General features: G+C 45.2%; 23 protein-coding genes. 9 read left to right on the plus strand and 14 right to left on the minus strand.

Annotated elements, in window-relative coordinates; genetic code table 11:
* Window positions 1-81: 81 nt before the first annotated feature.
* Both ribD and NIES208_RS16005 read right to left on the minus strand, forming a co-directional pair.
* Entirely contained in the window at window positions 82-1,206 is a 1,125-nt protein-coding gene (gene ribD / locus NIES208_RS16000; RefSeq protein WP_075893987.1) for a bifunctional diaminohydroxyphosphoribosylaminopyrimidine deaminase/5-amino-6-(5-phosphoribosylamino)uracil reductase RibD, read from the minus strand.
* Between the two features lie 84 nt (window positions 1,207-1,290).
* Window positions 1,291-1,989: an SMI1/KNR4 family protein gene (locus tag NIES208_RS16005; RefSeq protein WP_075893988.1), complete on the minus strand. Its 699-nt coding sequence runs from the start codon at window positions 1,987-1,989 to the stop codon at window positions 1,291-1,293.
* 212 nt (window positions 1,990-2,201) lie between these two features.
* Here NIES208_RS16005 and NIES208_RS16010 point away from each other — a divergent pair, with 212 nt between their 5' ends.
* Window positions 2,202-3,389: a methyltransferase domain-containing protein gene (locus tag NIES208_RS16010; RefSeq protein ID WP_075893989.1), complete on the plus strand. Its 1,188-nt coding sequence runs from the start codon at window positions 2,202-2,204 to the stop codon at window positions 3,387-3,389.
* A 92-nt stretch (window positions 3,390-3,481) separates the two neighbouring features.
* On the plus strand, window positions 3,482-4,480 hold the full coding sequence (gene arsS, locus NIES208_RS16015; RefSeq protein WP_075893990.1) for an arsenosugar biosynthesis radical SAM (seleno)protein ArsS: 999 nt from the start codon (window positions 3,482-3,484) through the stop codon (window positions 4,478-4,480).
* 427 nt (window positions 4,481-4,907) lie between these two features.
* Here the strand turns inward: arsS and NIES208_RS16020 are convergent, their stop codons facing one another.
* Window positions 4,908-6,491 carry an iron uptake porin gene (locus NIES208_RS16020; RefSeq protein WP_075893991.1) on the minus strand — a complete coding sequence of 528 codons (1,584 nt, stop codon included), beginning with the start codon at window positions 6,489-6,491 and terminating at the stop codon, window positions 4,908-4,910.
* A 358-nt stretch (window positions 6,492-6,849) separates the two neighbouring features.
* On the opposite strand from NIES208_RS16020, the gene NIES208_RS16025 reads away from it, so the two are divergent.
* Window positions 6,850-7,308: a pentapeptide repeat-containing protein gene (locus NIES208_RS16025; protein WP_225875331.1), complete on the plus strand. Its 459-nt coding sequence runs from the start codon at window positions 6,850-6,852 to the stop codon at window positions 7,306-7,308.
* A 400-nt stretch (window positions 7,309-7,708) separates the two neighbouring features.
* Here the strand turns inward: NIES208_RS16025 and NIES208_RS16030 are convergent, their stop codons facing one another.
* The 5 genes from NIES208_RS16030 to NIES208_RS16050 all read right to left on the minus strand — a co-directional run bounded on the left by NIES208_RS16030 (window position 7,709) and on the right by NIES208_RS16050 (window position 13,124).
* The gene (locus tag NIES208_RS16030) at window positions 7,709-7,915 is read right to left on the minus strand and encodes a hypothetical protein (RefSeq protein WP_075893993.1); all 207 of its coding nucleotides are present in this window, start codon (window positions 7,913-7,915) and stop codon (window positions 7,709-7,711) included.
* A 285-nt stretch (window positions 7,916-8,200) separates the two neighbouring features.
* The gene (locus NIES208_RS16035; protein ID WP_075893994.1) at window positions 8,201-10,438 is read right to left on the minus strand and encodes a CHASE2 domain-containing protein; all 2,238 of its coding nucleotides are present in this window, start codon (window positions 10,436-10,438) and stop codon (window positions 8,201-8,203) included.
* A gap of 81 nt (window positions 10,439-10,519) precedes the next feature.
* Window positions 10,520-11,509, minus strand: a complete 990-nt coding sequence (locus NIES208_RS16040; RefSeq protein WP_075893995.1) for a vitamin K epoxide reductase family protein — start codon at window positions 11,507-11,509, stop codon at window positions 10,520-10,522.
* 145 nt (window positions 11,510-11,654) lie between these two features.
* Window positions 11,655-12,488: a photosystem I biogenesis protein BtpA gene (gene btpA / locus NIES208_RS16045; protein ID WP_075893996.1), complete on the minus strand. Its 834-nt coding sequence runs from the start codon at window positions 12,486-12,488 to the stop codon at window positions 11,655-11,657.
* Between the two features lie 468 nt (window positions 12,489-12,956).
* Entirely contained in the window at window positions 12,957-13,124 is a 168-nt protein-coding gene (locus NIES208_RS16050) for a metallothionein (RefSeq protein WP_075893997.1), read from the minus strand.
* A gap of 204 nt (window positions 13,125-13,328) precedes the next feature.
* On the opposite strand from NIES208_RS16050, the gene NIES208_RS16055 reads away from it, so the two are divergent.
* From NIES208_RS16055 to NIES208_RS16065, 3 genes are all read left to right on the plus strand, one after another.
* Window positions 13,329-13,694, plus strand: coding sequence for an ArsR/SmtB family transcription factor (locus NIES208_RS16055; RefSeq protein ID WP_084176664.1), 366 nt, complete (start codon window positions 13,329-13,331; stop codon window positions 13,692-13,694).
* A 362-nt stretch (window positions 13,695-14,056) separates the two neighbouring features.
* Window positions 14,057-15,031 carry a cysteine synthase A gene (locus tag NIES208_RS16060; protein WP_075893998.1) on the plus strand — a complete coding sequence of 325 codons (975 nt, stop codon included), beginning with the start codon at window positions 14,057-14,059 and terminating at the stop codon, window positions 15,029-15,031.
* Window positions 15,032-15,134: 103 nt separating this feature from the next.
* Window positions 15,135-16,475, plus strand: coding sequence for a DUF3370 domain-containing protein (locus tag NIES208_RS16065; RefSeq protein WP_075893999.1), 1,341 nt, complete (start codon window positions 15,135-15,137; stop codon window positions 16,473-16,475).
* A 204-nt stretch (window positions 16,476-16,679) separates the two neighbouring features.
* On the opposite strand, the gene NIES208_RS16070 is transcribed toward NIES208_RS16065, so the two are convergent.
* Entirely contained in the window at window positions 16,680-17,252 is a 573-nt protein-coding gene (locus NIES208_RS16070; RefSeq protein ID WP_075894000.1) for a hypothetical protein, read from the minus strand.
* 503 nt (window positions 17,253-17,755) lie between these two features.
* Between NIES208_RS16070 and NIES208_RS16075 the strand changes: the two genes are divergently transcribed.
* Complete coding sequence (locus NIES208_RS16075; protein ID WP_235641419.1) at window positions 17,756-18,256, plus strand: DUF3370 family protein; 501 nt, start codon at window positions 17,756-17,758, stop codon at window positions 18,254-18,256.
* A 66-nt stretch (window positions 18,257-18,322) separates the two neighbouring features.
* On the opposite strand, the gene corA is transcribed toward NIES208_RS16075, so the two are convergent.
* The 5 genes from corA to def form a co-directional block, all read right to left on the minus strand.
* Window positions 18,323-19,543: a magnesium/cobalt transporter CorA gene (corA, locus tag NIES208_RS16080; protein ID WP_235641420.1), complete on the minus strand. Its 1,221-nt coding sequence runs from the start codon at window positions 19,541-19,543 to the stop codon at window positions 18,323-18,325.
* Between the two features lie 41 nt (window positions 19,544-19,584).
* Complete coding sequence (locus NIES208_RS16085; protein ID WP_075894001.1) at window positions 19,585-20,994, minus strand: ferredoxin:protochlorophyllide reductase (ATP-dependent) subunit N; 1,410 nt, start codon at window positions 20,992-20,994, stop codon at window positions 19,585-19,587.
* Window positions 20,995-21,187: 193 nt separating this feature from the next.
* Entirely contained in the window at window positions 21,188-21,547 is a 360-nt protein-coding gene (locus tag NIES208_RS16090) for a DUF5331 domain-containing protein (RefSeq protein WP_075894002.1), read from the minus strand.
* 223 nt (window positions 21,548-21,770) lie between these two features.
* The gene (bchL, locus tag NIES208_RS16095; RefSeq protein WP_411974257.1) at window positions 21,771-22,631 is read right to left on the minus strand and encodes a ferredoxin:protochlorophyllide reductase (ATP-dependent) iron-sulfur ATP-binding protein; all 861 of its coding nucleotides are present in this window, start codon (window positions 22,629-22,631) and stop codon (window positions 21,771-21,773) included.
* Window positions 22,632-23,189: 558 nt separating this feature from the next.
* Window positions 23,190-23,750, minus strand: coding sequence for a peptide deformylase (gene def / locus NIES208_RS16105; RefSeq protein WP_075894005.1), 561 nt, complete (start codon window positions 23,748-23,750; stop codon window positions 23,190-23,192).
* A 73-nt stretch (window positions 23,751-23,823) separates the two neighbouring features.
* Between def and NIES208_RS16110 the strand changes: the two genes are divergently transcribed.
* Both NIES208_RS16110 and NIES208_RS19110 read left to right on the plus strand, forming a co-directional pair.
* Window positions 23,824-24,228 (plus strand): DUF4332 domain-containing protein, encoded by a 405-nt coding sequence (locus NIES208_RS16110; RefSeq protein ID WP_075894006.1) that lies wholly within the window; start codon window positions 23,824-23,826, stop codon window positions 24,226-24,228.
* A 109-nt stretch (window positions 24,229-24,337) separates the two neighbouring features.
* On the plus strand, window positions 24,338-24,541 hold the full coding sequence (locus NIES208_RS19110) for a hypothetical protein (protein WP_075894007.1): 204 nt from the start codon (window positions 24,338-24,340) through the stop codon (window positions 24,539-24,541).
* The last annotated feature ends 177 nt before the right edge of the window (window positions 24,542-24,718 follow it).

The following is a 24,718-nucleotide window of genomic DNA, read 5'->3' on the forward strand; positions in this document are numbered from 1 at the left end:
CTCTCCCTTTCGCCGCGTCGTCATTCCAGACCATGCTTAAACCGAACTCAGGTTAAATACTTAAATATTTTCACTAGATGTTCACTGGTCATGGAAGAGTTTGGGAGTCAGTAGACCCTCGATCAGAAAATCTTGTCCCAATTGCTGAAACTGAATTTGCTCTAGGGTAAGGGCTTCGTCCATTAAGGTTAAACCGAGATCTCCGACTGGAGTGGGGGCATTTTTCCCGCCGATAATTTTGGGGGCAATGAAGGCCATCATTCTCTGCACTGCTCCCTCTGTGATCGCCTGGGCAGCCAAAGTTCCACCACATTCCCATAGCACCTGGAGACAGCCTCGTTCGTAGAGATATGCCATGACTGTTTTGGGGGTGACAAGGTCGAGATGTACAATTTCGACTCCCTGATTCCGCAGAAAATCTTGGGTTTCTGGATTGGCTTCTGCTTTGGTCAAAATCACCGTCGGGGCGATCGCCACGTCCCAAAGATGACGATCCAGTGGAAAATCTAGCTTTTGACTAACGACAACACGTAAAGGATTATGAGGTGTTGTACCGTGGGTTGTCAGGTGAGGATTGTCAAGTCGCACCGTATTACCCCCGACAATGACGGCATCACAAACAGACCGCAAAGCATGGACACGATTACGGGTTTCTTGGTGGGTGATCCAAGCACTATGTCCCGTTGTGGTGGCAATTTTGCCATCTAATGTCATGGCATATTTCAAAATACCGAAGGGTTGTTTCTGCAAAATCCGATGGATAAAGCCTTCGTTGAGTTGCCGACAAGCGGCTTCTTCTACGCCCGTTATCACTTCAATACCTGCATCACGTAGTGTCTTTAAGCCACCACCGGAGACACGCGGATCCGGGTCAACCATACCAACGACGACCCTTGCTAAACCGGCCTTGACCACAGCTAAACTACAGGGCGGTGTCCGACCATAATGGTTGCAGGGTTCTAAGCTCACGTAGATAGTTGCGTCCTTTGCTGCTTCGCCCGCTTCCCTGAGGGCAAAAACTTCGGCATGGGGCTTGCCAGCACCGGGATGAAAGCCTTCTCCAATAATTTCGCCATCTTTAACCACCACAGCGCCAACCATTGGATTCGGTGCAGTCTGACCTGCTGCTTTTTTTGCTAGAGCAATACACCGCCGCATCATCTTGCGGTCAAAGTCGGTTCCAACTTCAGCGGAGTTTGGGGTCATGGTGATAACGTAAATTTTCCACTCTCCATTGTAAAAGGATGTTTGAACCCCCAAGCTGATCTATCTCAATTCACAACATCTGGACTACTGCCAGTGTGACCAATTTACTTGGTAATCGGCACTAATCTGAGCGCCGCGTTGGATCAATTGTGTTTTAACGGCGATCGCCCAAGTTGCAAACTCACAAATTATTTGATCTGCTTCATCATCCGATAAATCAAGCAGTGAATCACCCACAACATCAGCCATATCATCCAGAGCAAACATCATCACATCCCACAGCAACATCGCCTCAAAACTTGGAAAATGCTGCTGTAGATGGTGTTCAAAATCATATTCGGGATCATATTTACAAACCCCATATTCACCGTAGTTAGTGTGATGAGTGTCCAAGCAATACACAATGCCTGTCGTATCAAAACTACGGCAAATAAATTGATAGGCGGGCATGTCCCCGTAATACAGATAAGTGCCACACAGTTTAGTACTCGCCAACAGATCCTGCGATCGCCGCTCCAGACTGCCCTCAAAGGGGGCGAAAGGAATATCATCCAAGCCAGCCAAAATGTCGCCCGTCGAAAAAATACGGCTACCCATTAGATCCAGACCATCCCAACCACTTAAAAAAGCACGGTGGGACGGCGATAATTCCACCCCTAAACAATCTTCCACCAAGGCTAATTCTGCTGCCGTTGCGCCCTGTGGCGCTAGACGAAAATAATCATCACGACCTGAATTAATCCCATCACAGCGCTGATGGAAATCCCCTAGCCATTCATACATGACAGGTCTCAGCTACTAAACCTTTTAACGGTGTTCCCCATTTAACGATGTTCCCCATAGATCAAATTCAAGTGGCGAAAACAACAGAATGTGCCAGTTTGCAAAAAAGCTTTGAATTTTATTCATACTCTCAGCAGAATCTCAGCGATCGCCTTTAAGATGAACAACACATTGCGAACCACATAAGTGACAAAGAATTTAGCCCCAAGCCTATGCTAGACCAGAGCACAACCCCTACCTACGACATCGAAAATGAAGTCCTAAATCGCTATCAAGCCGGCGCACAAGAGCACGAACCAAGCCTCTGTTGCCCCACAGAATACCAAGACGTTCAATACCTTGATGTCATTCCCGATGAAATTTTAACCAAAGATTACGGCTGTGGAGACCCCACTCGCTACGCCCAAACCGGTGATGTCGTCGTCGATTTAGGCTCCGGCGCAGGTAAAAATTGCTATATGGTTGCCCAGAAAGTTGGTGCAGCAGGCAAAGTGATTGGCGTTGATTTTAATGATGTCATGCTTGACCTTGCCCGTAAATATCAACAGGATATTGGCAGTAAAATTGGTTTTCAAAATACCGAATTTGTAAAAGGGAAAATTCAAGATCTCAAATTACCCCTTGCCCCCCTACAAAAATGGCTTGCAGATAACCCGATCACCTCGGTTGAACAGATCACTAATTATGAAGCAGAAGCCGAACGTTTACGCATAGAATCACCTCTAATTGCTGACGATAGCATCGATTTAGTAATTTCAAACTGTGTTCTAAACCTCGTCAAACCGAGTGATAAAAAACAACTTTTCAAGGAAATTTATCGTGTCCTAAAAAAAGGGGGGCGGGCTGTTATTTCAGACATCGTTTGTGACGAAATTCCCACAGCCAAAATCATGAATGATCCAGAGCTGTGGAGTGGCTGTATTTCTGGCGCGTTTTTAGAGTCGGAATTCCTAGAGATGTTTGCAGAAGCTGGTTTCCATGGCATTGAAATCCTCAGCTTTGAAAAGGAACCTTGGCAAACCATTGACGGTATCGAATTTCGTTCCATGACCGTTCGAGCCTACAAAGGTAAAGAAGGTGTTTGTCTCGAACGTAACCAAGCTGTGATTTACAAAGGCCCTTGGCAAGAGGTTAAGGATGACGATGGTCATACTTATGTGCGGGGCGAAAGAATGGCAGTTTGTGACAAAACTTTTAAGCTTTTGACGAATGAAAATAGTCCCTATGCGGGTCAATTTATTCCAGTGCTGCCCTATGAAAATATCACCTTAGAGGAGGCTGGAAGTTTTGACTGTCGTGTTGATGTTCGCCGTCATCCGAAGGAAAGTAAAGGTCAAGATTATAATGTCACCCAATTAACCGATGGTACAGCGTCTTGCTCGACGGATAGCTGCTGTTAATTGCGACCATTTTAAACATTACTAGGGGTCTAAATTTATGACCCTTTTTTTGAATACTTATTTTTTAAATTTGAGAAGGTTAGGCGATCGCCATGGTTCAGACTCCAACAAAAACGACAATTATTCCCTTTGAGAAAAAAATTTCCCAGCCCCTCACCAAAACACCTATTACAACCCTACAAATCAACCTCGGTAAAAAATGTAACCTTGCCTGTACCCACTGCCATGTCGAAGCTGGCCCCAACCGTACAGAAGAGTTATCCCCAGAAGTTTGCAACCAACTTTTAGAGCTAATCCGTAAATTTCCCCAAATTAAAACCGTTGATTTAACCGGTGGCGCACCGGAGATGAACTATGGTTTCCGGGAGCTAGTGGCCACGGCGATCGCCTACGGGAAAGAAGTAATTGTGCGTTCTAACCTCACGATCTTTTTTGTCGGAGGCTACGAAGACTTGCCAGAATATTTTGCGCAAAATAAAATCCGAGTTGTGGCATCTTTGCCCTGTTATCTCGAAGACAATGTCAATAAACAACGCGGTGCAGGCGTGTACCAAGATTCCATCGCCGCCATCCAAAAACTAAATACTTTAGGATATGGCACAAATCCTGATTTAAATCTTGATTTAGTCTACAACCCCCCCATTCCACAGAATACAAATTTCTCCCTGACTCCTGAACAAAGTGCCCTAGAAAAAGACTATAAAAAATATCTTGAAAAGCATTTTAAAATCAAATTTAATCACCTATTCACTATCACAAATTTGCCCATTGGTCGCATTAAAAACTATCTAGAAAAACAGCATTTATACATTCCCTACCTTCAGTTTTTAGAGCGCCATCATAACGAATCAACCGTCGCTAATTTGATGTGCCGTAATCAACTTTCGATAGATTATCTCGGTAACATCTTTGACTGTGATTTTAATCAAATGGAAAATATTCCCGCTCGCACAAAATCCGGCGATCGCCTAACGGTCTCAAAACTTTTAGAAGCAAATACCTTAGACCTCATTCAGCTAGTTGCGACTAAACCCTATTGCTACGGCTGCACCGCAGGCAGTGGTTCTAGTTGCGGTGGAGCGCTTGTCTAGTGCTCTTATGTCCTCTGTCTTTGTACAAATAGTGATTTCGATAAAAAATAGAAACAGCATTTATCCTTCCCCAAGAAAAATACCCAAGGCAGAAGAAATTTCAATAAGTTACATAATTCACGCAAAATCAACCTCTACTTTTCCTTGCAAAAGACATATCTTAATCCCTATTTGAAATGTCTACAGTCAAGGCCAATTAGTTGAGGACTAAAAAATCGAAAATTTGTAAAAAACTGACGAAGTAAACCAAACCCTTGGCAAAAGCCCCGACTTTTGAACCCCAAAATTTTTGTACTAAGCTTCCTCGCCTTGGCTATATAAATATAGCGCCATAGAACATTAATGCTTATTCCATAAAAAAGCCCCTGATTTAACAAAGGCTTTCTTTAACTAACTTCTTTAATGCAAATAATCCTAATAAGCACAATTAGAATTTGAAAGTTGTACGAAGAGCACCGATTACAATGTCATCGTTACTATCATTTTGATTAGGAGAGGTGAGCCAGATAATACCGGGCGTGATGGAAATATTCTTTGTCAACTGGTACTTGTAGAAACCTTCAATGTGGAAAGGAGTATCATTACTAGTGCCAAGTTGATCAACACCAGCACCATCTGTTAGATCAGTGACATGGGGGGCTGCACCAACAATAATCGCACCCATGTTGCCAGCCTTACCAAGATCAGGGAATACAGCCGCAACAGCGTAGTTCCAAATATCAGCTTCACCACCACCAACAGCATCAACATCAGTGTAACCACCCCAAGCACGAAGGCTAAATTTAGGGCTAATATCAAATTGACCTTGGAGACCGAAGGAATTACTTGTTAGACCCGTTCCGGCAACACCAATGCCGGGAAGGCTATTGGCGATACCTGTTCCAGTGCCGCCAAAGGCAAAAGTATCAGTGGAGGTATCGTAACCTCGAACGTAGGTCGCGCCAAACTTAAACTTGTCGCTAGGCTTAACGACTAATTGGGCTAGAGCAGAGTAAGTTCCGTCAAAAAGGCCATTCTCAGCGGCAGGGTTACTACCGTTTTTTGCGAGATAACCAGCAGAAAGTTGAAAAGTGTCATTGAAGTTGTGTTTAAAACCAATGCCTGTAGTAGGACCGCCAATACCGAGACGATAAATTGGGTTACGCTCAGCGAAGCGAGATAATGCGCCGTTTGCACCACCACCGGCTTCTAGACCTGAGTTGAAAGTGTCTGCATAGAAATGATGTGCACCAAGGCGAGCCATTGTGGTGACTGTTGTTTTGCTACCGAGGGGGAAAACATAATGTAACCGGTCGATGATGACATTGTTGCCGCTGGGTCCGTCGTAGGAAAAACGACCTTCTTGTGTTGGAACATCATAGTTGCCAGTGAATGAGGCACCAACGTTACCCGCAGTTAAGCGAGTATAGAGTTTATCTTTTCCGGTGAAGCTGGAAACTAGCATCAAACGGACTTTGTTATGGAAAACTGTTTCGGTATCAGCACCATCTCCGAAGGTATCAGCGACAACGAAGGCTGTCTCACCGACTAGTTTAGTGGTGGTGGAGAACTGGTTATCTTCGAGGAATTCAACGCGGCCTTCGAGATCATCGACACGAGCACCGAGAGTCGCAAGTTCTGCTTCAAATTCTTGGACGAGTGCACGCAAGCGAGTAATGTCTGCTGCATCAACATCGGAACCGCCGGTAATAAGGCGTTCGATCTGCTGGAGACAAGCGTTTAAGCCTGCTGCAAATTCATAACGGCTGAGGGGACGATTACCACGGAATGTACCGTCGGGATAACCCACGATACAGTTATATTTTTCGACAAGGTTACGGAGTGCGTCAAATGCCCAGTCGGAAGGTGCAACATCGCGCAGTTGAAAAACGCTGTTGACCTGTGACATGGAGTCTTCGGTGTTTTGGCCAAGGTGGTTGATGTCGAGGTAGTCTGCGGCGATCGCCTGACCGGCCGGAACCAAAGCTGCAGTCGTAGCTAATGCTAATGATGCGTTGCGAATAAAAGTCATAGATCTCAATTTTCCTCACACCTAAAAAATCGTCCTTGCGGCTAGAAGCTTGTCGCTTAACGTTTTAGGCAAAATTTATAACTGCCAATATCGCCATTCATTTGTTTTTTTTTGGTAACTTAAAATACAAAGCCTCAGGTGTGATGCGTATTTAACACGCGCCAAATAGCTTTTTACATCACACATACTGATACTGATCATCGACTGCCCTCTGCAGGATATAGCGCCTAAAACGCAATTCGCTAAGGTAGTAGCAGTGACTTAATTCAGCATTTACAACAATATGAAAATTTTTTTTCCACAGCAAATATCTACTCCGCTACGCTGGATTTGCCGCAGGGCCTCTTTGTTGCTAGTGATGGCCACACTGATTTTAGGCATGTCTCTGCCGGCGATCGCCCAAGATAGCAAATTAAACTACACCTACTCAGAACTTCCTAACAAAGACTTTTCTGGCCAACAACTGCGAGCCGCTAGCTTTGCCCGCGCTGACGTGAGAAGTAGCAACTTTCATCGCAGCGATCTCAGCCGAGCAATTCTTACCGAAGGAAATTTCATGAATACAGATTTGACCGAAGCAAATTTAACTGAAGCCTTTATGGATCAAGTCAATATGTCTGGAGCTGATTTAACCAATGCTATTTTTACAGACGCTGTTGCACCCGGCACAAACTTTACCGACGCAGAAATTACGGGAGCAGATTTTTCCGGCGCTTTACTAGATCGTTATCAACTCTCGCAACTCTGTAAACGCGCCTCCGGCACGAACTCAATCACAGGTATAGAAACTCGGTACAGCTTAAATTGCAAAGACTAGAGCACATAAAACTCACCACTATTAGAGTCGATGACTCCTAAAAAACGTCAGTTTTACTTAAAGATTGCATCTGAAATTCTTTGAGACAAAGAGACGTGAAGACTCGGAGACTATTTTATCCTTCACAACAGCAAAAGGCCATTACAAATTCTTTGAGACAAGGAGACGTGGGGACTCGGAGACACAGAAAATATGGATATTGTTCCCACGAAATTCTTGTCCAAACCAATGAGCAGGAGAGATCTCCCCACCACTTTCCCTACTATCCACTGTGCCACCACCACAAACTCTGCTTAACCCGAACTCAGGTTAAAAAAGCAACTCCAGATAGAAAACTGAAAACTCTCTATCCGGTAGAAACATTGATATAAACGATATACAGTCCTACTGCACTGAAAACCTAGTAGGCACCACCCGCAGCACATTTGTCGTCGCCGCGGCACTCGCCGCCGTTAGCTGGTTCAAACGCGATCTCAGAGATGGCAATTTGCTTATCAGAACCAGAGATGGCCGTGTATCCCGATAAGGAAGCCGCAACTGCATTACTGGGAAGCAGAAAATTAGCAAGTGCGATATTGATTAATATAAGCTTAGAAGCGATGCCCATGATAGTTTCGGTAGTTCCGAAAAGTCTCTTACTAAATATCTTAAACTAAGAATTCAGTACATTTACGTATTTCTAGAAGTTTTGATAAAGAATTTATTAGGTCAAAATCCCTGTTTTAGTCTAATGTTGGCAACGCAATTTTGCGATTGATCCCATGCAAACAGTCTATATACCTTGGTTTTATGGCAAAAAGTATACAAAGCTTGCGGAACTAGCGCTCAATATTTATAACATAAAAGAGAAATCTTTGTTATGAAACGATGACATTCTAGGCTTTTTTATGCCTCATAGTTGCTTTTCTAGGTTTTGTTCTGCTATGTGAATGAGGTTGGGAGTCATGCAATATTGGTTTCGACCGCTTCTTTTGGCCTTATACATGGCTGTATCAGCTAACTTAATGAGCTCAGCTACACTGGTGTCGTCTTCGGGATAAACGCTAATGCCGATACTGACGGTGATGTTAATGTCGTGGTCGTCTAGTTTGTATGGAGCAGAGACTGTTGCCAGAATTTTTTGCGCGACTATTGCACTGTCTAGGGGTTGCTTAATGCCGGGTAAAAGAACGGTAAATTCGTCACCGCCCAGTCGGCTGACGACGTCGCTCATTCTGAGACAATTTTTGATTCGTTGGGCAACGGCTTGGAGAAGCATATCGCCAATGTCGTGCCCTAATGTGTCGTTGACTGGTTTAAAGCCATCTAAATCTAAAAATAAAAGGCTGACAAGCTGCTTGTTTGATTCGCCCCAATCTAAGAGTTGCTGTAGGGTTTCGTAAAAGAGCTTTCGATTGGGTAATCCAGTGAGGGGATCGTGGTTGGCTTGGTGGCGCAGTCGTTTTTCTGATGCTTTTAATTCGTGATTGGAACGGGTTAATTCTTCTGCTGTGCGGCGTAATTCGGCTTCTAGTTTTTTGCGTTCGGTAATATCTCGAATAACGCCAACTAGGAAAATGTTGCCTGCACCGTCTTTGTGTAGTGATCGCTTGGTGGCAAGGAGGTAGTTTTCGCCGTTGGAACTGGTAAGGGATTCTTCGTTTTCTTTGGATGTTTTTGTTTGCAAGACTTTTTCGTCTTGCTGGCGGAAATGTTGTGCTTCTGATGGGATAAATAAGTCATGGTCTGATTTCCCGACAACGGCGGCAGCTGAACGACCAATGAGACGACAAAAGGCATCGTTAACAACGGTGAGGACATAATTGCTGTCTTTAACGAAAACTGGATCGGGGATGTTATTGATAATGAGCTGGAAAAATTCTTTGGAGCGGCTTAGTTCTTTTTCTTGGTGGGCGAGGTACATGGTCACGACTGTGGCTGACCCCATAAGGCTCAAAAGGCAAGGGAAAATCGGAAAAACTAGGCCGGAGGTGAAAAATAAAATATAGCTGCCGCCAAGGAGACTACTGATGGAAATGAGTAATGCTATGCCTCCTCGGATAGGCGATCGCCACCGCCAGACGACTGCAGAACCTAGGGTTGCCGCAACAATAATAAATAGCGAATCCTGCCAAAGGGAGAAAAATGAAATCAGCGGTCGGCCATCGAGGGTCGCACTTAAAATTTCGCTGGTAAAGTTTGCATGAATTTCAACGCCGCCGATACGGTCAAGATTGCTGCTAAAACGATTTCTGAAGGGACTGAGAAATAAATCTTTTGTGCTTTCTGAAATATCTCCGATCATGACGATGCGATCGCGGAAAAAATCTGGGGGAATTTCATCATTCATCACCTCAGACAAGCTGACCATCGATAATTTTTCTGGCTGGCGCAAATTAGAGACCATCTGGTAGTTATCCTGCGGATTTAACCAGCCATAGAGACTGTGAAAATCTCTGAGGTCATAAAAAATTGTCGATCCAAGTTTTAAATAGCGGGGGTTTTCTGCTGGGTAGCCTTCCGGATAAATTCCTTCTATTCTTTCTAAATATTGCCATGCCAGCTGTAATGCAAAGCTGCGTTTTGTGTTGCCGTCTACCGTCCAGTACAAACTGTTACGGCGGACAACGCCATCGGCATCAAGGGGAAAGTTGTTAAACCCAACGCCGTCTTTGAGTTCGCCATTTTCGTCTTCCTTCCACATGATAGGTAATGCTGGTGTCCGAAAATCGGGGTCGACGTTTAAGACTTCGATGCCAACAAAATATGGTAAATTTCGAATGACTGTTTCTAGCTCGGCTTGACCTCGACCAAGGGGGCGATCGCGGACAATATCGAGGCCAATGGCAGCCGGCTGTTGTGCGTCAATTTTTTGGATTAGCTCAGCAAGAATCGTATCTTCAAGGGGCCATTTATATTGATTAATATCTCTTTGATTGATGGCGACAACACGTACTCGGTCATCCGTGGGTTCGGCTGGACGAAAATTGAGTAGCGCATCAAAGGCGGCCAGTTCGAAAATTTGCAAGAGTGAAAAAAACCGCAGGCCAATAATAACAGCGCTAACCGAACCTGCTGTGAAAAAAACGCGGGCATTTTTTTTAGCCCAGCGCCTAGATTTTATCCACAGCTTTCGGTTGAGTTTTGCCATAGGTTTACCGCAAGAGGATGATTATTTGCTTTCTACAGTTTTAATCCCTCACGCTCCGCAAGTTATGGAAATAAATTTGACTTAACGAGATAAAGCATATTTGAAATCCTGTGGGCCTTCGTAGCCTGAGGCTTCAGCTAGCTGTTCTAGGGTTTGGGTGCCAGAATAGCGTTGACCGTCCACGTCCCATGTCGGAAATCCTTCGAGACCAGCTGCTGCGCAGACTTGAGGTTGGGCATTTTTTCCATCGGCTGCACATTCAATGTAATCGATTTTCTCGAAGGCTTCTGGTCCAAAGAGTTGTTTTTGCTCGTAACAGTGGGGACACCAGTAGGCACCAAATTTTTTAGCGCCAATGTTAGCGAGGTGTTCTGCTAGTGCAATTTCTGATTCGCCTGAGGTTGTTGTGACTTCCCAGCCGTCGGGGGGCTGTGGTGAACGGGGAGGCGCGGTGCTAATCACTTCTTTGCCGGCTTCGTTGTAAATGGGGATATTTCCTTGAATGCCCCGCTCAATACTGTTGAAAATACCGAGGGTACTGATGACTGTGATGATGGCAACGACAAAGGCGATGAGGAAAACTTCACCCCAGTCTTCCCAGACTCTTCCGGTGAGTACGAGGATGAGGAAGGCGGCGGAAAATGTGGCTGAGGCAATGCAGTAAAGGCACAGGCCGCCAATTTTGGCGAAGAGTATGTACATCAGATAGCCACTGAAGATACTCATGGTGACAGCGCCGACTAGTAAAAATAGCCATGTCCATTCTTCTAGTTTGGTGCGGAGTTTTTTATTGTCTTCAATGCTGATGGCTAGGGGCGCAAGGGCAAATCCTGACATGCCTAAATAGGCGATCGCCCCAAATAGGGAGAGGGGTAAACCAAAGACTGTGGCATAGGGACTAGATAGTACATCGCTACAACTAGCGGCAGCTTCGGTTCCACAGGCGACTGATTGGCCGAGGAGTCGTGTCAGGGTGAGATAGGTGGTAAGACAAAAACCAAGAATGGCGATCGCCCCAATTATCGGGCGGGACCATTGATGAATCCAAGGCTGGGAACGTCTGCGTACCATAGCGCGTAAAACAAAAACTCTAGACAAACTCTCTACATATTAGTCGCCAAAGGCCTCCAGTGACAGATCACCCTGGTTGATCTTGAATCTCGTCGAAAGCTTTTAGCAAAATTTCAGGAGGCTCTCAGGAATGAGACGCTTTTTCCTAGGCAAATTGTTTCTGGCGCATTTGACGAATTTTAATACCCTGTTCGGCAGATTCCATAAATTGTGAGACCCGCAATGGATCGATGGGCTGGGAAATTTTGCCGTGGCGCTTAAGGGAACTGGCAACGATCGCCCCATCGGCAATTTGTAAGAGGTTACCGATATTTTCCCAGGTTGCTCCACTGCCAATCAACAGTGGGGTATCCCCAGCATTTTTGCGGGCATCTTTAATATCATCCATTTTGGGAGCATGGCCCGTGGCCCAACCGGACAAGATCACAGCGTCGGCTAGGCCTCTTTCAACGGTGTCATGGATAGCAGCGGTGAGGTTTGGGGTACTGATGGGGTGGGCATGTTTCACGAGGACATCGGCCAAAATCGCAACCTCTGCATCTAACTCGCGGCGATATTTTAAAAGTTCGTGGGCGTTGCCTTCGATGAGGCCTTGATCCGTTGCCATTACTCCCGTAAGGACATTGACTCGAATAAATTTTGCGCCAGTACAAGCGGCGATCGCCATGGCACTTTTTGCATCATTACGCAGCACATTCAAACCAAGGGGAACCGTCACCAAGCCCGACAGACGATCCATTATCAACGTCATCGCGGCGATCGTCGCGGGATCCACCTGACTTTTCGTGAACGGTGCATCAAAAAAATTTTCAACGATAATGCCGTCAATACCACCAGCGGCGAGGGCGGTTGCTTCTTGTTCGGCGCGATCCATTACTTGACGTAGATTGCCTCCCCAGCGCGCCGAGGTGGGTAAAGGCAGTAAATGAACAACGCCGAGGATAGGATTTTCGGTTTGGAAAAGGTGTTTGAGATCCACTGATTTTCTTTACGCTTGTATGTATACAGTCATCCCGTCAGGAACGATGCCTCATCACCTTCTATAGGCTCGGCACAGGGCGTAAATTAGTATATCAGGGCAAGACTCGCTTCTTTTTAGATTTCCTCGGAACAGTGCTTTCTACAGTCTTTACCTTGGTCTTTTTCCTGAATATCGTGAGTTTTGCTTAAGCATGTTCGAAAGTATGACGCGGTGAATGGGAGAGTGAGAGATCGGGAGATGTTTCTATGCAAACAATCCTACTCGCTTTCAAAAAATGCAAATTTTCGTTGCTTCCCCGTGTCTTTCCCTCTCCGTGTCTTCTTTTCTCTAAAGAATTTTGGCTACATTCTTATCCATAACTGACGTTGAATATTACAAAGCTTACTCCTGTTTTAGAAGCAAGCTTCTAAAGATGACTGAAATGCCTATTGTGTGATGGCTACAAGATTTGGCGATCGCCCGCCTCTAGTTGCCACAGTTGCAGCCCGCATGACCACAACCCGCCCCATCAGGATGACCATTGGCGCAAGCGTCACTACAGTAATTTTTGCCGTCTTTTTTGACCGCTGAAGCTAGATCAACACCACAGGTACAAGTCGGACAATCGCATTTGATTTGAGTTGCAGTTGCCATGGGTCAGAATTCTCCCTTTACAAAAAACGAAAGTTACAAGACATAAATACTTGAACAGCTATTCATGCTTTCCATGATATTAACACATGAACAGGTATTCAGGTATCCTTAGGGAGATAATTTTTTATAAAAAAGTTTTAAGTAATTAAGTTAAGTTGACTTCGTTGATGTGTGATGGGGCGGAGATTGAAAGGAGGTAATTAAATGAATGATTCTGATGTTGAACGAGTAAAACCCTGTTGTGAAGAATTTGCAGTTTGGCCGATCCAGCAGCTGCTCAGTCGGGAGAAAGCCCAGCGTATGGCCGAATTTTTTGGGGTGTTGGGTGATCCAAATCGTTGGCGTATTTTGTCGGCCTTAGCATTGCAGTCCATGCGGGTCAGGGATTTGGCGGCAGCGGTGGAAATGAGTGAGTCCGCAGTCTCTCACCAGCTAAGAATTTTGCGCACCATGCGATTAGTGCGTTACGAAAAGCAGGGGCGTAATGTTTTTTATAGCTTGAAAGATGCCCACATTTACAATCTTTACCGTGAGGCTTCTGAGCACCTCGATGAGCCTCCTGATGCCTAGGGGATAGGTGGGTTTAGCTTTGGGTTTGCAAGGGAGAAGGATTTATGGGTGGGGCGATCGCCAGCATACTTGCCAATTCAGCAGAGCCTGCAGCGATGACACGGTGAGGGGGAGATGGGGAGACTGAAGAGATTTTGACCTTGTTGGCTTATAGATTTGAAGGAAAAAAAGACTAACTATGGATGCGTTTCCTTGTCTCTGAGTCTCGCTTTTTCTCGAACAGTTGAGATTTAATTCTTTAAGCACAACTGAGGTTGAGCCTAGCTGGGCATTGCGAATTTAAGGATTGACCATTGCCATGTCAAAATGATGAGATTGCAATTATTAACGCCCAAACAACCTTAAACGTACATTATTAGCCCATGAATATTCGAGACGGTTTTGTCGGAACAGTCGGAAATACCCCCCTCATTCGCCTCAACAGTTTTAGCGAAGAAACAGGCTGTGAAATTTTAGGAAAAGCAGAATTTCTTAACCCCGGCGGCTCCGTCAAAGATCGTGCCGCTTTGTTTATCATTAAAGACGCAGAAGAGCGGGGACTCCTCAAGCCCGGTGGCACGGTTGTTGAAGGTACGGCAGGCAATACAGGTATTGGTTTAGTCCATATTTGTAATGCCAAGGGCTATAAGTGTGTCATTGTGATTCCCGAAACCCAGTCCAAAGAAAAAATTGATTTGCTCCGCACCCTAGGGGCAGAAGTGATCACCGTGCCGGCAGTGCCCTACGCCAACCCCAATAACTATGTGAAATGGTCTAAGCGCTTAGCGGAAGAAACAGAAAATGCCATTTGGGCAAATCAGTTTGATAATCTTGCGAATCGCCGCGCCCATTATGAAACCACTGGCCCTGAAATCTGGACGCAAACAGACGGCAAAATTGATGCTTGGACAGCGGCAACGGGTACAGGTGGAACCTATGCGGGTACTGCGCTTTATTTAAAAGAGCAAAATCCTGATGTGAAATGTGTGGTGGCTGACCCGATGGGTAGTGTGCTCTACAGCTATGTCAAAGATGGCAAGCTGGAAAAGGAAGGCAATTCGGTGACGGAAGGGATTGGCCAAGGTCGCATTACCGCCAATATGGAAGATGTGCCGCTGGATGATGCGGTACGAGTGACTGATCCTGAAGCGCTAAAAGTGGTTTATCAGCTGCTGCGCAAAGATGGTCTGTTTATGGGTGGTTCTGTGGGGATTAATGTCGGCGCGGCTTACAAAATTGCGAAGGATATGGGGCCGGGACATACGATTGTGACAGTGCTTTGTGATAGTGGTGCGCGGTATCAATCTCGTCTGTTTAATGATGAATGGCTTGCGAGTAAGGGTTTGTCTGCGGGTTAATCCGAGACTTGTGGGATAAAAGTTTTAACAATTTACGTCTGGGATTGGTGATTTGCTTTTATGTTTTAAGGGCGATCGCCCATTTTTTAGTTAGTGACTTACCATGTTCTTTTTTCCTGAACTACTGATTGCTCAAACGCCCGTTGAAGTTGTGCGCCCGCAGGAAGTGCGGGTTTTGCCGGGGCAACTTAACTCAGTACCTGTTTTTAATAGCAATAGTCCGGAAAAGGTGCTTGGTGAAGGGATTTTGCTCTCCACATTTCCGGCTGATGGGAAAGAAAATCCTGAGGCTCACCTTGATTATGCTTTTGGGGGACGGTTTGATCTGTTTGCCCACCATGTTGCCCATGCCCAAGATCCGGAGGATTTACGCAGTCTCCATGTGGGGGCGATCGCCTACAATCCCAGCGAAGAACCAGTCACGATTTATTTTTTAACGGGAGCAAGTTACCTAAGTCAGCCCGATGCGCCATTTTTTGATATCGAACCCTATCAGCTAAATCCCCAGGGCAATGTTTTTGCCGGGCCCGGTAGCCGGGTCATGAGTGATGTGTTGCGCGATCGCCGCCAAAGTATTTTTCCCCAATCGATGACCATTGCACCGAAAAGCTATGGGATGTTGATCGATTTGCCAATTCCTGTGCGAGAACTCGAACCACCGCTCAATGGCAGATCCACTTATCTAGAACTTTATAGCGACGCTCCAGTTTATCTGGCGAGTTTGGCACTTTTTGAAAAGGAAAATCCCGATGGTTCTTACCGTGCGCCAACTCTTGAAGAATGGCAGGAAACCCTAATTTCCGGTGAACTTTCTACCCCCCGCGATCGCCCTCCCACCGTTCCCGGCGCAGAAGGTGGCATTATCTATGGCAGAGTCGCAGGCGTGTCCCTTGGTGCGGGCTGGAAAACCCAAATTTACGATACAGAACAATGGGATCTCACCATTCCCGCAGCAGGCGAAACCTTTTCCTATGGCATTAGCACGCTAGTGGGCGGAACCCACGGTACAGGCCAAGTACAAACCGCCCCGATGATCCGCCGTTACGACGACACCGCCTACGCCGCCCATGGTAACTATGGCGTTCATTATGATTTAACGCTGCCGCTATATAATCCCACCACTGAAACTCAGATGGTGAATGTTGCTCTAGAAACACCGATTAAGCAAAGCGCAACCAATGAAGCTCTCAGATTTTTTGAACCCCTACCAACCGCCACTTTTTTCCGAGGCACAGTACAAATTAGCTATAAAGATGACGCAGGTTTTCCACGCACAAAATATGTCCATCTCGTGCAAAAGCGCGGCCAAGAAGGTCAACCCCTTGTGCAGTTAGAGATGCCCGCCGGCGATCGCCGCTTTGTTAATGTCCAGTTGCGCTATCCCCCCGACGCTACCCCGCCCCAAGTTTTAACCATTGCCACGGAAGCACCTCGATTGGAATAGTACAAGAGTAAATTATGGATCATTCGTGACACTACTCTAAATATGGGGGATGACAGGATTGTATGAATCTCAGACTTCCATACTAAAAGCGATTTGACTCTCGCTTATCTGCGTTCATTTCAATCGAGGTATTACTTCAAAAAATAAGGTGTACGCTTTTACAAATCTTGCTGAAGGATCGATCAACTAACAAGGTAGTAAGGATCAAATACTCTCTGATTCATCAATCAACCACCGCTTACTTTGTTCCTCCCAAATAAGATGTAACCTTATTTTCATAGAAGGTGATGAGCCGCTATGTTTATGGAACGTCAACAGGGTATCTACCACCGCGCTGTTTGGAGTTTGTTGCTCTATGTTTATAGAGTTGATACTGACTTGATTGACATCATCTCTCCACCATTGGACATATCCTGCATATCCACCTTTTGGAGCCTGTCTTTCGTGAAAGCTAGGGGATAATGAATTCCAAGTTTTTGTATATTCACCATTATTGATAGCTTGAAAATGCGCTTCGATAAAAATCTTGGGTGATTCTTGCAACTCTTTCGCGGCGGCTTCATCCCCAAAGCAACCATTCATAGCACACTCCAAAGCTACTTGAGCGACAATACCTGTAACAACTCGTCTGCTGGTTTTGCTGCCAGCAATTTTTACAAGCGTTCCACATCCCGTTGAACTCATGCCGATTAAAGTAATCAGGCTAAATAATACTAACTTATTGAGTTTGTTCATGACTGCAACTTTACCAATTGGTTTAACTTCAAAATAAATCATCAAGAATTTGATCCGCAGCATCCGCTAGCATTTCATCTACATTTGTTAACCAGCTCTTCTTTTTTTGTGATTCACTGGTCTCGTTAGCCACTTCAAAAATCAAACTACAGTTGTTGCATTTAAAAAAAGAGGCTGTGTTAATTACATCAATATGTGAGTCTTTACAATTTGGGCAGGTTAATATTTTTCTTGTCATGATCAGTCTTTATTTGGCCTGAGAAAATTCATAAAATTCATAAAAATTACATAGTATAAAAAGTAGCAATCACCTCGGATTTATTAGGAGGTCAATGGTGAAGAAATCTAGCTGTTGTTTAATTTTTAAAACCTATCTTTAGGCAATATAGTAACAAGTTATTCATCTTGTAATTTAATCCTCAGAACTATTTCGTATGAAGATTTGATAAATATTCATTGTGTCTAATGAAATACCCCTATGAGAAGCTTGAAACCTTCAAGGAAGACACTTGGAAAACTCAGCATTGTGATATTCTCAGCAAGATTTGACCATTCCCGCAGCAGGCGAAACGTTTTCCTGTGGCATTAGCACGCTAGTGGGCGGAACCCACGGCACAGGCCAAGTACAAACCGCCCCGATGATCCGCCGTTACGACGACACCGCCTACGCCGCCCATGGTAACTATGGCGTTCATTATGATTTAACGCTGCCGCTATATAATCCCACCACTGAAACTCAGATGGTGAATGTTGCTCTAGAAACACCGATTAAGCAAAGCGCAACCAATGAAGCTCTCAGATTTTTTGAACCCCTACCAACCGCCACTTTTTTCCGAGGCACAGTTCAAATTAGCTATAAAGATGACGCAGGTTTACCCCGCACCAAATATTTTCATCTCGTCCAAAAACGCGGTCAGCAGGGCGAGCCTTTAGCCACCTTTGCAATGCCAGCCGGCGATCGCCGCTTTGTCAATGTCCAGTTGCGCTATCCCCCCGATGCTACCCCGCCCCAAGTTTTAACCGTTTCCACACAAGTATCGCCCTAGGAAAAGTAATTAAGATTAAATTTTTTAACACTATTCTTGGCTTTATTTTCTCCATATCATTACCTATCAAGAAAAGCCTGAATCCTTGGGTTTTGGCATGGAGGTAGTATCTCCTAAAGATTGAATACGTAGCCAACCTTTGCGCCAAAAGAAAAACAATAAAATCACAGTAATTCCGCCCATCACACCTAAACAGAAAACATAACCATATTGCCAATCTAGTTCGGGCATATTCCACTTAGATGTCTCCCGATTAAAGTTCATGCCATAAATACCGGCAATAAAAGTTAGTGGGATAAAAATTGTCGAAATTACGGTGAGTAATTGCATCACTTCATTCATTTTATTGCTGACCGAAGAAAGATAAACATCCATTAGGCTGGAGGCTAATTCTCGATAGGTTTCAATTACGTCGATCAGCATCACTGTATGGTCGTGGCAATCCCGAAAATATTGCAAAGTTTCTGGCTGAATGAGGCTGCTATGCTCGCGGATTAAAACACTCAGGGCATCCCTTTGGGGCCAAATGGCACGGCGCAAAGCTAATAATTCTCGCCTAACTTGGTGAACCTCGGTCAGGGTTTGGGGCGTGGGAGAAATAACCACTTCGTCTTCTAAATCTTCGATGCGATCGCCGATCATTTCCAGCACCGGAAAAAAGCCATCAATCACCGCATCCCAGAGGGCATAGGCTAGAAAATCAGCTCCCCGTTTACGGATAGACCCTTTGTTTTGTTTTAGGCGATCGCGGATACTTCCAAAACTATCTTCCTCATCCTCTTCTTGCACAGTTAAAAGATAGTGTTCCGAGAGAATAAAACTCACTTGCTCTAACCGAAATCCTTGGCGTTTGGGCTGAATAACGACCATCTGAATAATGATTAATAATTGGTCTTCATATTCCTCTAGCTTTGGGCGTTGGGGGATATTAAAAATATCTTCTAAAATCAGCGGGTGTAACCGAAAAACATCACCTAGCCGCTGAAAAATATCGGGGTCACCCACGCCGCCAATATCAACCCAAGACACCGATACTGTGTTTAAATGTTGGCTGCATTCTTCCGGGGAAATATGATCTGCCCTGAGCCAATTTTCTGGATCATAATCAATCAATGAAATTTGAGGCGAGGTAGAATCTTGGTCAACGGACAAAGTGCCGGGCATTGTGCCGGGAGAGTGATAGGAGTAATTGAAAAAATCTTGGGCTTCTGCCGCTCGTTTTGACGGCGATCGCCACTTTTTGAAAGGATTAATCTTCATTTTTAGCCAATAAAAAAACGGAACCATAACTAAATGATTCCGTATTATCTGTGTAGAAATAAATATTTTTAGACTAGAGCGTCTTCTCTAACCAGTTTATCCCAACCCAAATCCTTAATACTTTCGTTCCGACGCATCGGACGAGTCACTAGCTCAAGGATATCGCGGGCATTAGTAAAGCCATGAATCTGAGCAAAAGTGAATTCCACCGACCACTTCGTATTAATGCCTCTAGCTTCCAAAGGATTCGCGTGGGCCATACCCGTAATCACAAGATCAGGCTTCAGTTCATTAATACGTTGAATCTGATTATAGTTGTCTGGCTTCTCCACAATGCGGGGAATCGGTGCGCCCATTTCTTCACAAGTTTGCACAAGGAAATCGAGCTCCGCTTTTTGGTAACGCTTATCCATGTAGGGAATACCAATTTCATCCACGGTCATGCCACAACGAATGAGGAATCTAGAGAGGGACACTTCGAGCAAATTGTCACCCATAAAGAAAACGGACTTACCGCGAATGAGCTGTAAATAATCTTCTAAGCTCTCCCAAATTTGGGCTTCTCTTTCGGCTAAACCTTGGGGTTCGATACCCAACACAGAACAGATTTTCTCGACCCAAGCGCGGGTTCCATCGGGGCCAATGGGGAATGGTGCGCCAATGAGTTTACACTTGCGGCGACGCATCAAAGTTGTAGCGGTGCGGCTGAGGAAAGGATTTACCCCCGCGACAAAATAGCCGGGTTTAACGACAGGCAGCTCTGTGTAGAGTTTGGTGGGAAGCCAACCAGAAACTTCGACACCTTGCTTTTTTAGTTCGTGGGAAAGGTTTGTCGCAACGGGATCAGGAAGTGAACCGAACAGGATCAACGGATCATGCTTAGGCACTACGGGAGTCGGAGCAGCTTCTTCTTCTTTTTTCAGACCCAAACTTAAGAGTTTCTGGAAGCGAGTTGCATTTTCCTGCTCTTCGACTTTGACAGGGGCTGGCTCTTCAGTGGGGCAGCGGTTTGCCATGGCAGCGAGAACCGTATCTTCCCCTTGGGTAAAGGCATAATCTAAGCCGTTAGCGCGGGCAACTACGATGGGAATGCCAATTTCTTGTTCAAGTCTTGGGGAGAAACCTTCGAGATCCATTTTGATGATCTCGGTGGTGCAAGTCCCGATAAACACAATCACACTGGGGTTGCGATCGCGCTTAATTTGTTCGCATAATCTTTTTAGTTCGTCGTAGTCGTTGAGTTTGGCGGAAATATCACTTTCTTCGAGTTCTGCCATCGCGTACCGTGGCTCTGCAAAGATCATTACTCCCATGGCGTTCTGGAGGAAGTAACCGCAGGTTTTTGTGCCAATAACGAGGAAGAAACTATCTTCAATTTTTTGGTACAGCCACGCAACGCAGCTAATGGGGCAAAAGGTATGGTAATTGCCGCTTTCGCATTCAAAGGTTACAGCTGGTTTTTCTTGGGCAACAGTCATAGAAATCTCCTTAGATACAACTTCGAGCAATTGTTTTTAATGAGTTGTTTTGAATGGGTTTTGAGAGAAATATTTTTTCCAAGTCTGGTATCTGGGAGCAAATAAGTCCGACTGCTGCTAAGGGGAGCGATCGCCCCCTAAATATTTCTGGGGGCAAATCCTACAGGTGGTTGTGGCTGTAATTCTTGAAAAATTATTCAGCGGGAGCAGGAGCCGTAACTTTTGGTGGCGGAGCGATAATGGGTTTTGCTGCAGCACCAGACGACTGGAGGTTTGTCAGTTCTCTTGTCGGGTCAAAGTTTAAGCCGACAACATCAACGACGGTGTCATAGTTCGCGTGGACTAAGAAGAAGTGGTAAAGAATCTCTGCGAGGCGAGGTTCCATGGAACTTACTGCACCGATCACAACAGAACCTTGGGGACGACGACCGCCGTCGGGGGTTTCGACAAATTCGCCACCATCCATGAGGAGCTTTAGCCATTCATGGTTATTTTCGTAATAGTCCAACCATTTGGTTTTAATGCTGGGTTTGATTTGTTCAAAAAAGCTCACGGCTTACTCCTCGTCTAATCAACTACAAACTATGGATTAAAGGTTTATGGGGGAGAGGTTTTAGTCCCATCTTCAAATATGATTCTGATTTTGGGAAGAAAGTTTACTCTGGATCAAAATTTAACCCAAGTTCATGGTTTCTATTGAAGTACAGGCTGGGATTTTCTCAACAAGTTACAAAAATGTTGTTTTTTAACTGGGTGGCGATCGCCGTTTTATTTCCCTAGACCATCATCAGATCAAGCTCATCTTCTTTCTCCTTGGGGGGATTGAGATAATAATCCGACAAGAGGCTAAACAGTTCACGATCCGGCGATTCACTAGGCACGACACCCTCAGGAGCAGCGAGGACTTGGTCAGCAATATTTAAATAGAAATCGCAAACATAATCCAACATGGGATCTTTCTCGGCCATCTCAAATAAAGTCTTGCCTTTCACTCGCGATACACGAATGTCTTCGATGAGAGGCAAAACTTCTAGTACTGGCATGGGCACATGGCTGACATACTTTTCGATGAGGTCACGCTTTGAGGTGCGATTACCGATTAGACCAGCTAAACGTAGGGGATGCGTCCGTGCTTTTTCCCGTACCGAGGCTGCGATCCGATTCGCTGCGAATAATGCATCAAAACCATTGTCAGTAACGATGAGGCAGTAGTCTGCATAGTTCAAGGGAGCTGCAAAACCACCACAAACCACGTCGCCTAGGACATCAAAGAGAATGACATCGTATTCGTCGAAAGCGTTGAGTTCCTTGAGGAGTTTGACCGTTTCACCAACGACATAACCGCCGCAACCTGCTCCTGCTGGCGGGCCACCTGCCTCGACACAATCCACGCCACCGTAGCCTTTGTAAATGACATCTTCTGGCCAAATGTCTTCGTAGTGGAAATCCTTTTCTTGGAGGGTGTCGATAATGGTGGGAATTAAAAATCCGGTCAGGGTAAAGGTGCTGTCATGTTTCGGGTCGCAGCCAATCTGTAAAACCTTTTTGCCGCGCTTAGCAAGGGCAACGGAAATGTTGCAGCTTGTGGTTGATTTACCGATGCCACCTTTGCCGTATACCGCAAGGGTCATTGTCATGGCGTTTGCTCCTAAATGTTGCAGGTCTGAATGCATTATTAGGAATTGATCAGCGGAATAAAAGCTCTGTTTATTTTGAATTGGTTTGTTTTACGGCTTTTTTGGCAGGTTTAAATTGGTAGGGATATCTAATGGTCTAAAATCCTAATCTTTAGCTTTTCTCTATTTAAAATTATTTTTTAGGGTTGGGGTTTATATAAATAAAGACAATACACAAATAGGTTTATCTTTACTACTATTGAGCATTTGCACTTAGGGGCGATCGCCCCTTTGATTTGCCGTAGAAAGGCGGCATATGTGAGTTAAGGAAAGGGCTCAGAATTTTAGCTGCTAAAGCTTTGGCGGTTTTGAGTCAGTTCAAAATCAAGGGGGTTTTGCGATGGGATCAAAGGGGGGGCGATCGCCGCAGTATGGACACCGCAGTTTTTTTGATAAAGAAACATAACAAACCGCCTGAAAATACAAAACTTCATCATTGCTGCTGTAAAAACACCACAAAAAAAAGAGGTAGCCATCGGACTACCCCCATTTGGGTCATAGAAAATTAGTGCAATAACATTAGACTTTCTTGACAGATTTAGAAGAAAATCCATGTTCTTTGAGCTGTTCATCAAGGGCGATCTGGTTGTCTACACGGTCAACGAACATCACACCGTTTAGGTGATCTATTTCATGCTGGATGACCCGGGACAATAGACCGGAGGCTCTGATGCGCTTAGGTTTACCCAGCTCATCGCGATAGGACACTTCAATTTCGTCGGGGCGAGTCACTTCAAAATTTACGCCGGGAATGCTGAGGCAGCCTTCCTCAAAGCCGCACATTTCCTTGCCAAATTTTTTGATCTCTGGGTTGATCAAGACAAAAGCTTCATTTTCGGGATTTTCAGGGTCGGTATCCACAACGATTAGGCGTTTATTTACGCCTACCTGTGGCGCAGCCAAGCCGATGCCGTAGGAGCTATACATTGTCTGGAGCATTTCCTTGGCTAGTGCTCGAATAGAATCGTCAACCTTTGCGATACGTTTTGCTTTTTGTCTTAGGACTTTATCGCCCAAGTAGTGTAAATCTAGGGGGGGATTCTCTAATTTTTCCTTAGCAACAGCAACGGCAGCAGACATAAACTTTCTAGAACTCTTTAATGAAACGACAGCTTTAGTTGTAATATATTTTCCCATTTTAACAACAATTCCTATGGCTTCCTGCAATTGGGCGATCGCCGATTTACCGGGACTCAGCGCCGAACATCAAAAACGCCTAACATCCAACCATATCCGTACAACTCACCAGCTTTTACTGGCGACCCAAAATCTGAAAGCAAAACATGATCTTGCGGCAAAATTACAAATTCATCCCCAGTACGTTTCCAAGTGGATTGCCCTGGCGGATCTGGCGCGGCTAAAAAGTGTCGGGGTGGAATACTGCGGTCTTATTTTGCATTGTGGGATTGCATCGGTTCCCCAATTAGCCCAAACACCTTTTAATCGACTGCATCAAAGTATCGTCAAACTCCATGTGGCGAATATGCGCCGTCGGGATTTAGCACCATCGGTCGGAATGGTTAAGCAGTGGGTGTCAGAGGCCAAGCGTCTTGCGTAGTGTCTCTAAGCCAAAATTTGAGGCTATTAGCGGTCAGTCGGGCGATCGCCATGTCTCTCGAAACTTTCGGCATAATTGAGGCAAGACGAGACGAGCGGAAAGGATATTCATGATCGAGTGGGCAATCGTTTGGGGTATAGCGCAAATGGGTGGGGCGATCGCCGCGCCGAGCTTGCAGGAGTTGGCAAAAAGTGTGCCAAAAGATTTTGTCAAAGACTTCTTTAAAGATTGCTTAGGCGGCTTAGTTGGCGAGTTTAAACAAGATGATCTAAAAAAGCCTATGGTTTGGCGATTAAAGAATTTCTACAGTTAGTAGAAAAAAACCCCTTTAAAAGAAAAAAGATTGGCAAACTAATCCATACACCCTACAAGATTATTTGAATGTCAAAAATGAGGTGAACTGCTTGTCGATTGGTGGAGGGAGAAATAAAAATGTAACCTGAGTTTTGCTTAAGGGTGCTCGGCAATACGACGCGGCGAATAAGAGAGC

This window comes from [Limnothrix rosea] IAM M-220 (genome assembly GCF_001904615.1).
Taxonomy (GTDB): domain Bacteria; phylum Cyanobacteriota; class Cyanobacteriia; order Cyanobacteriales; family MRBY01; genus MRBY01.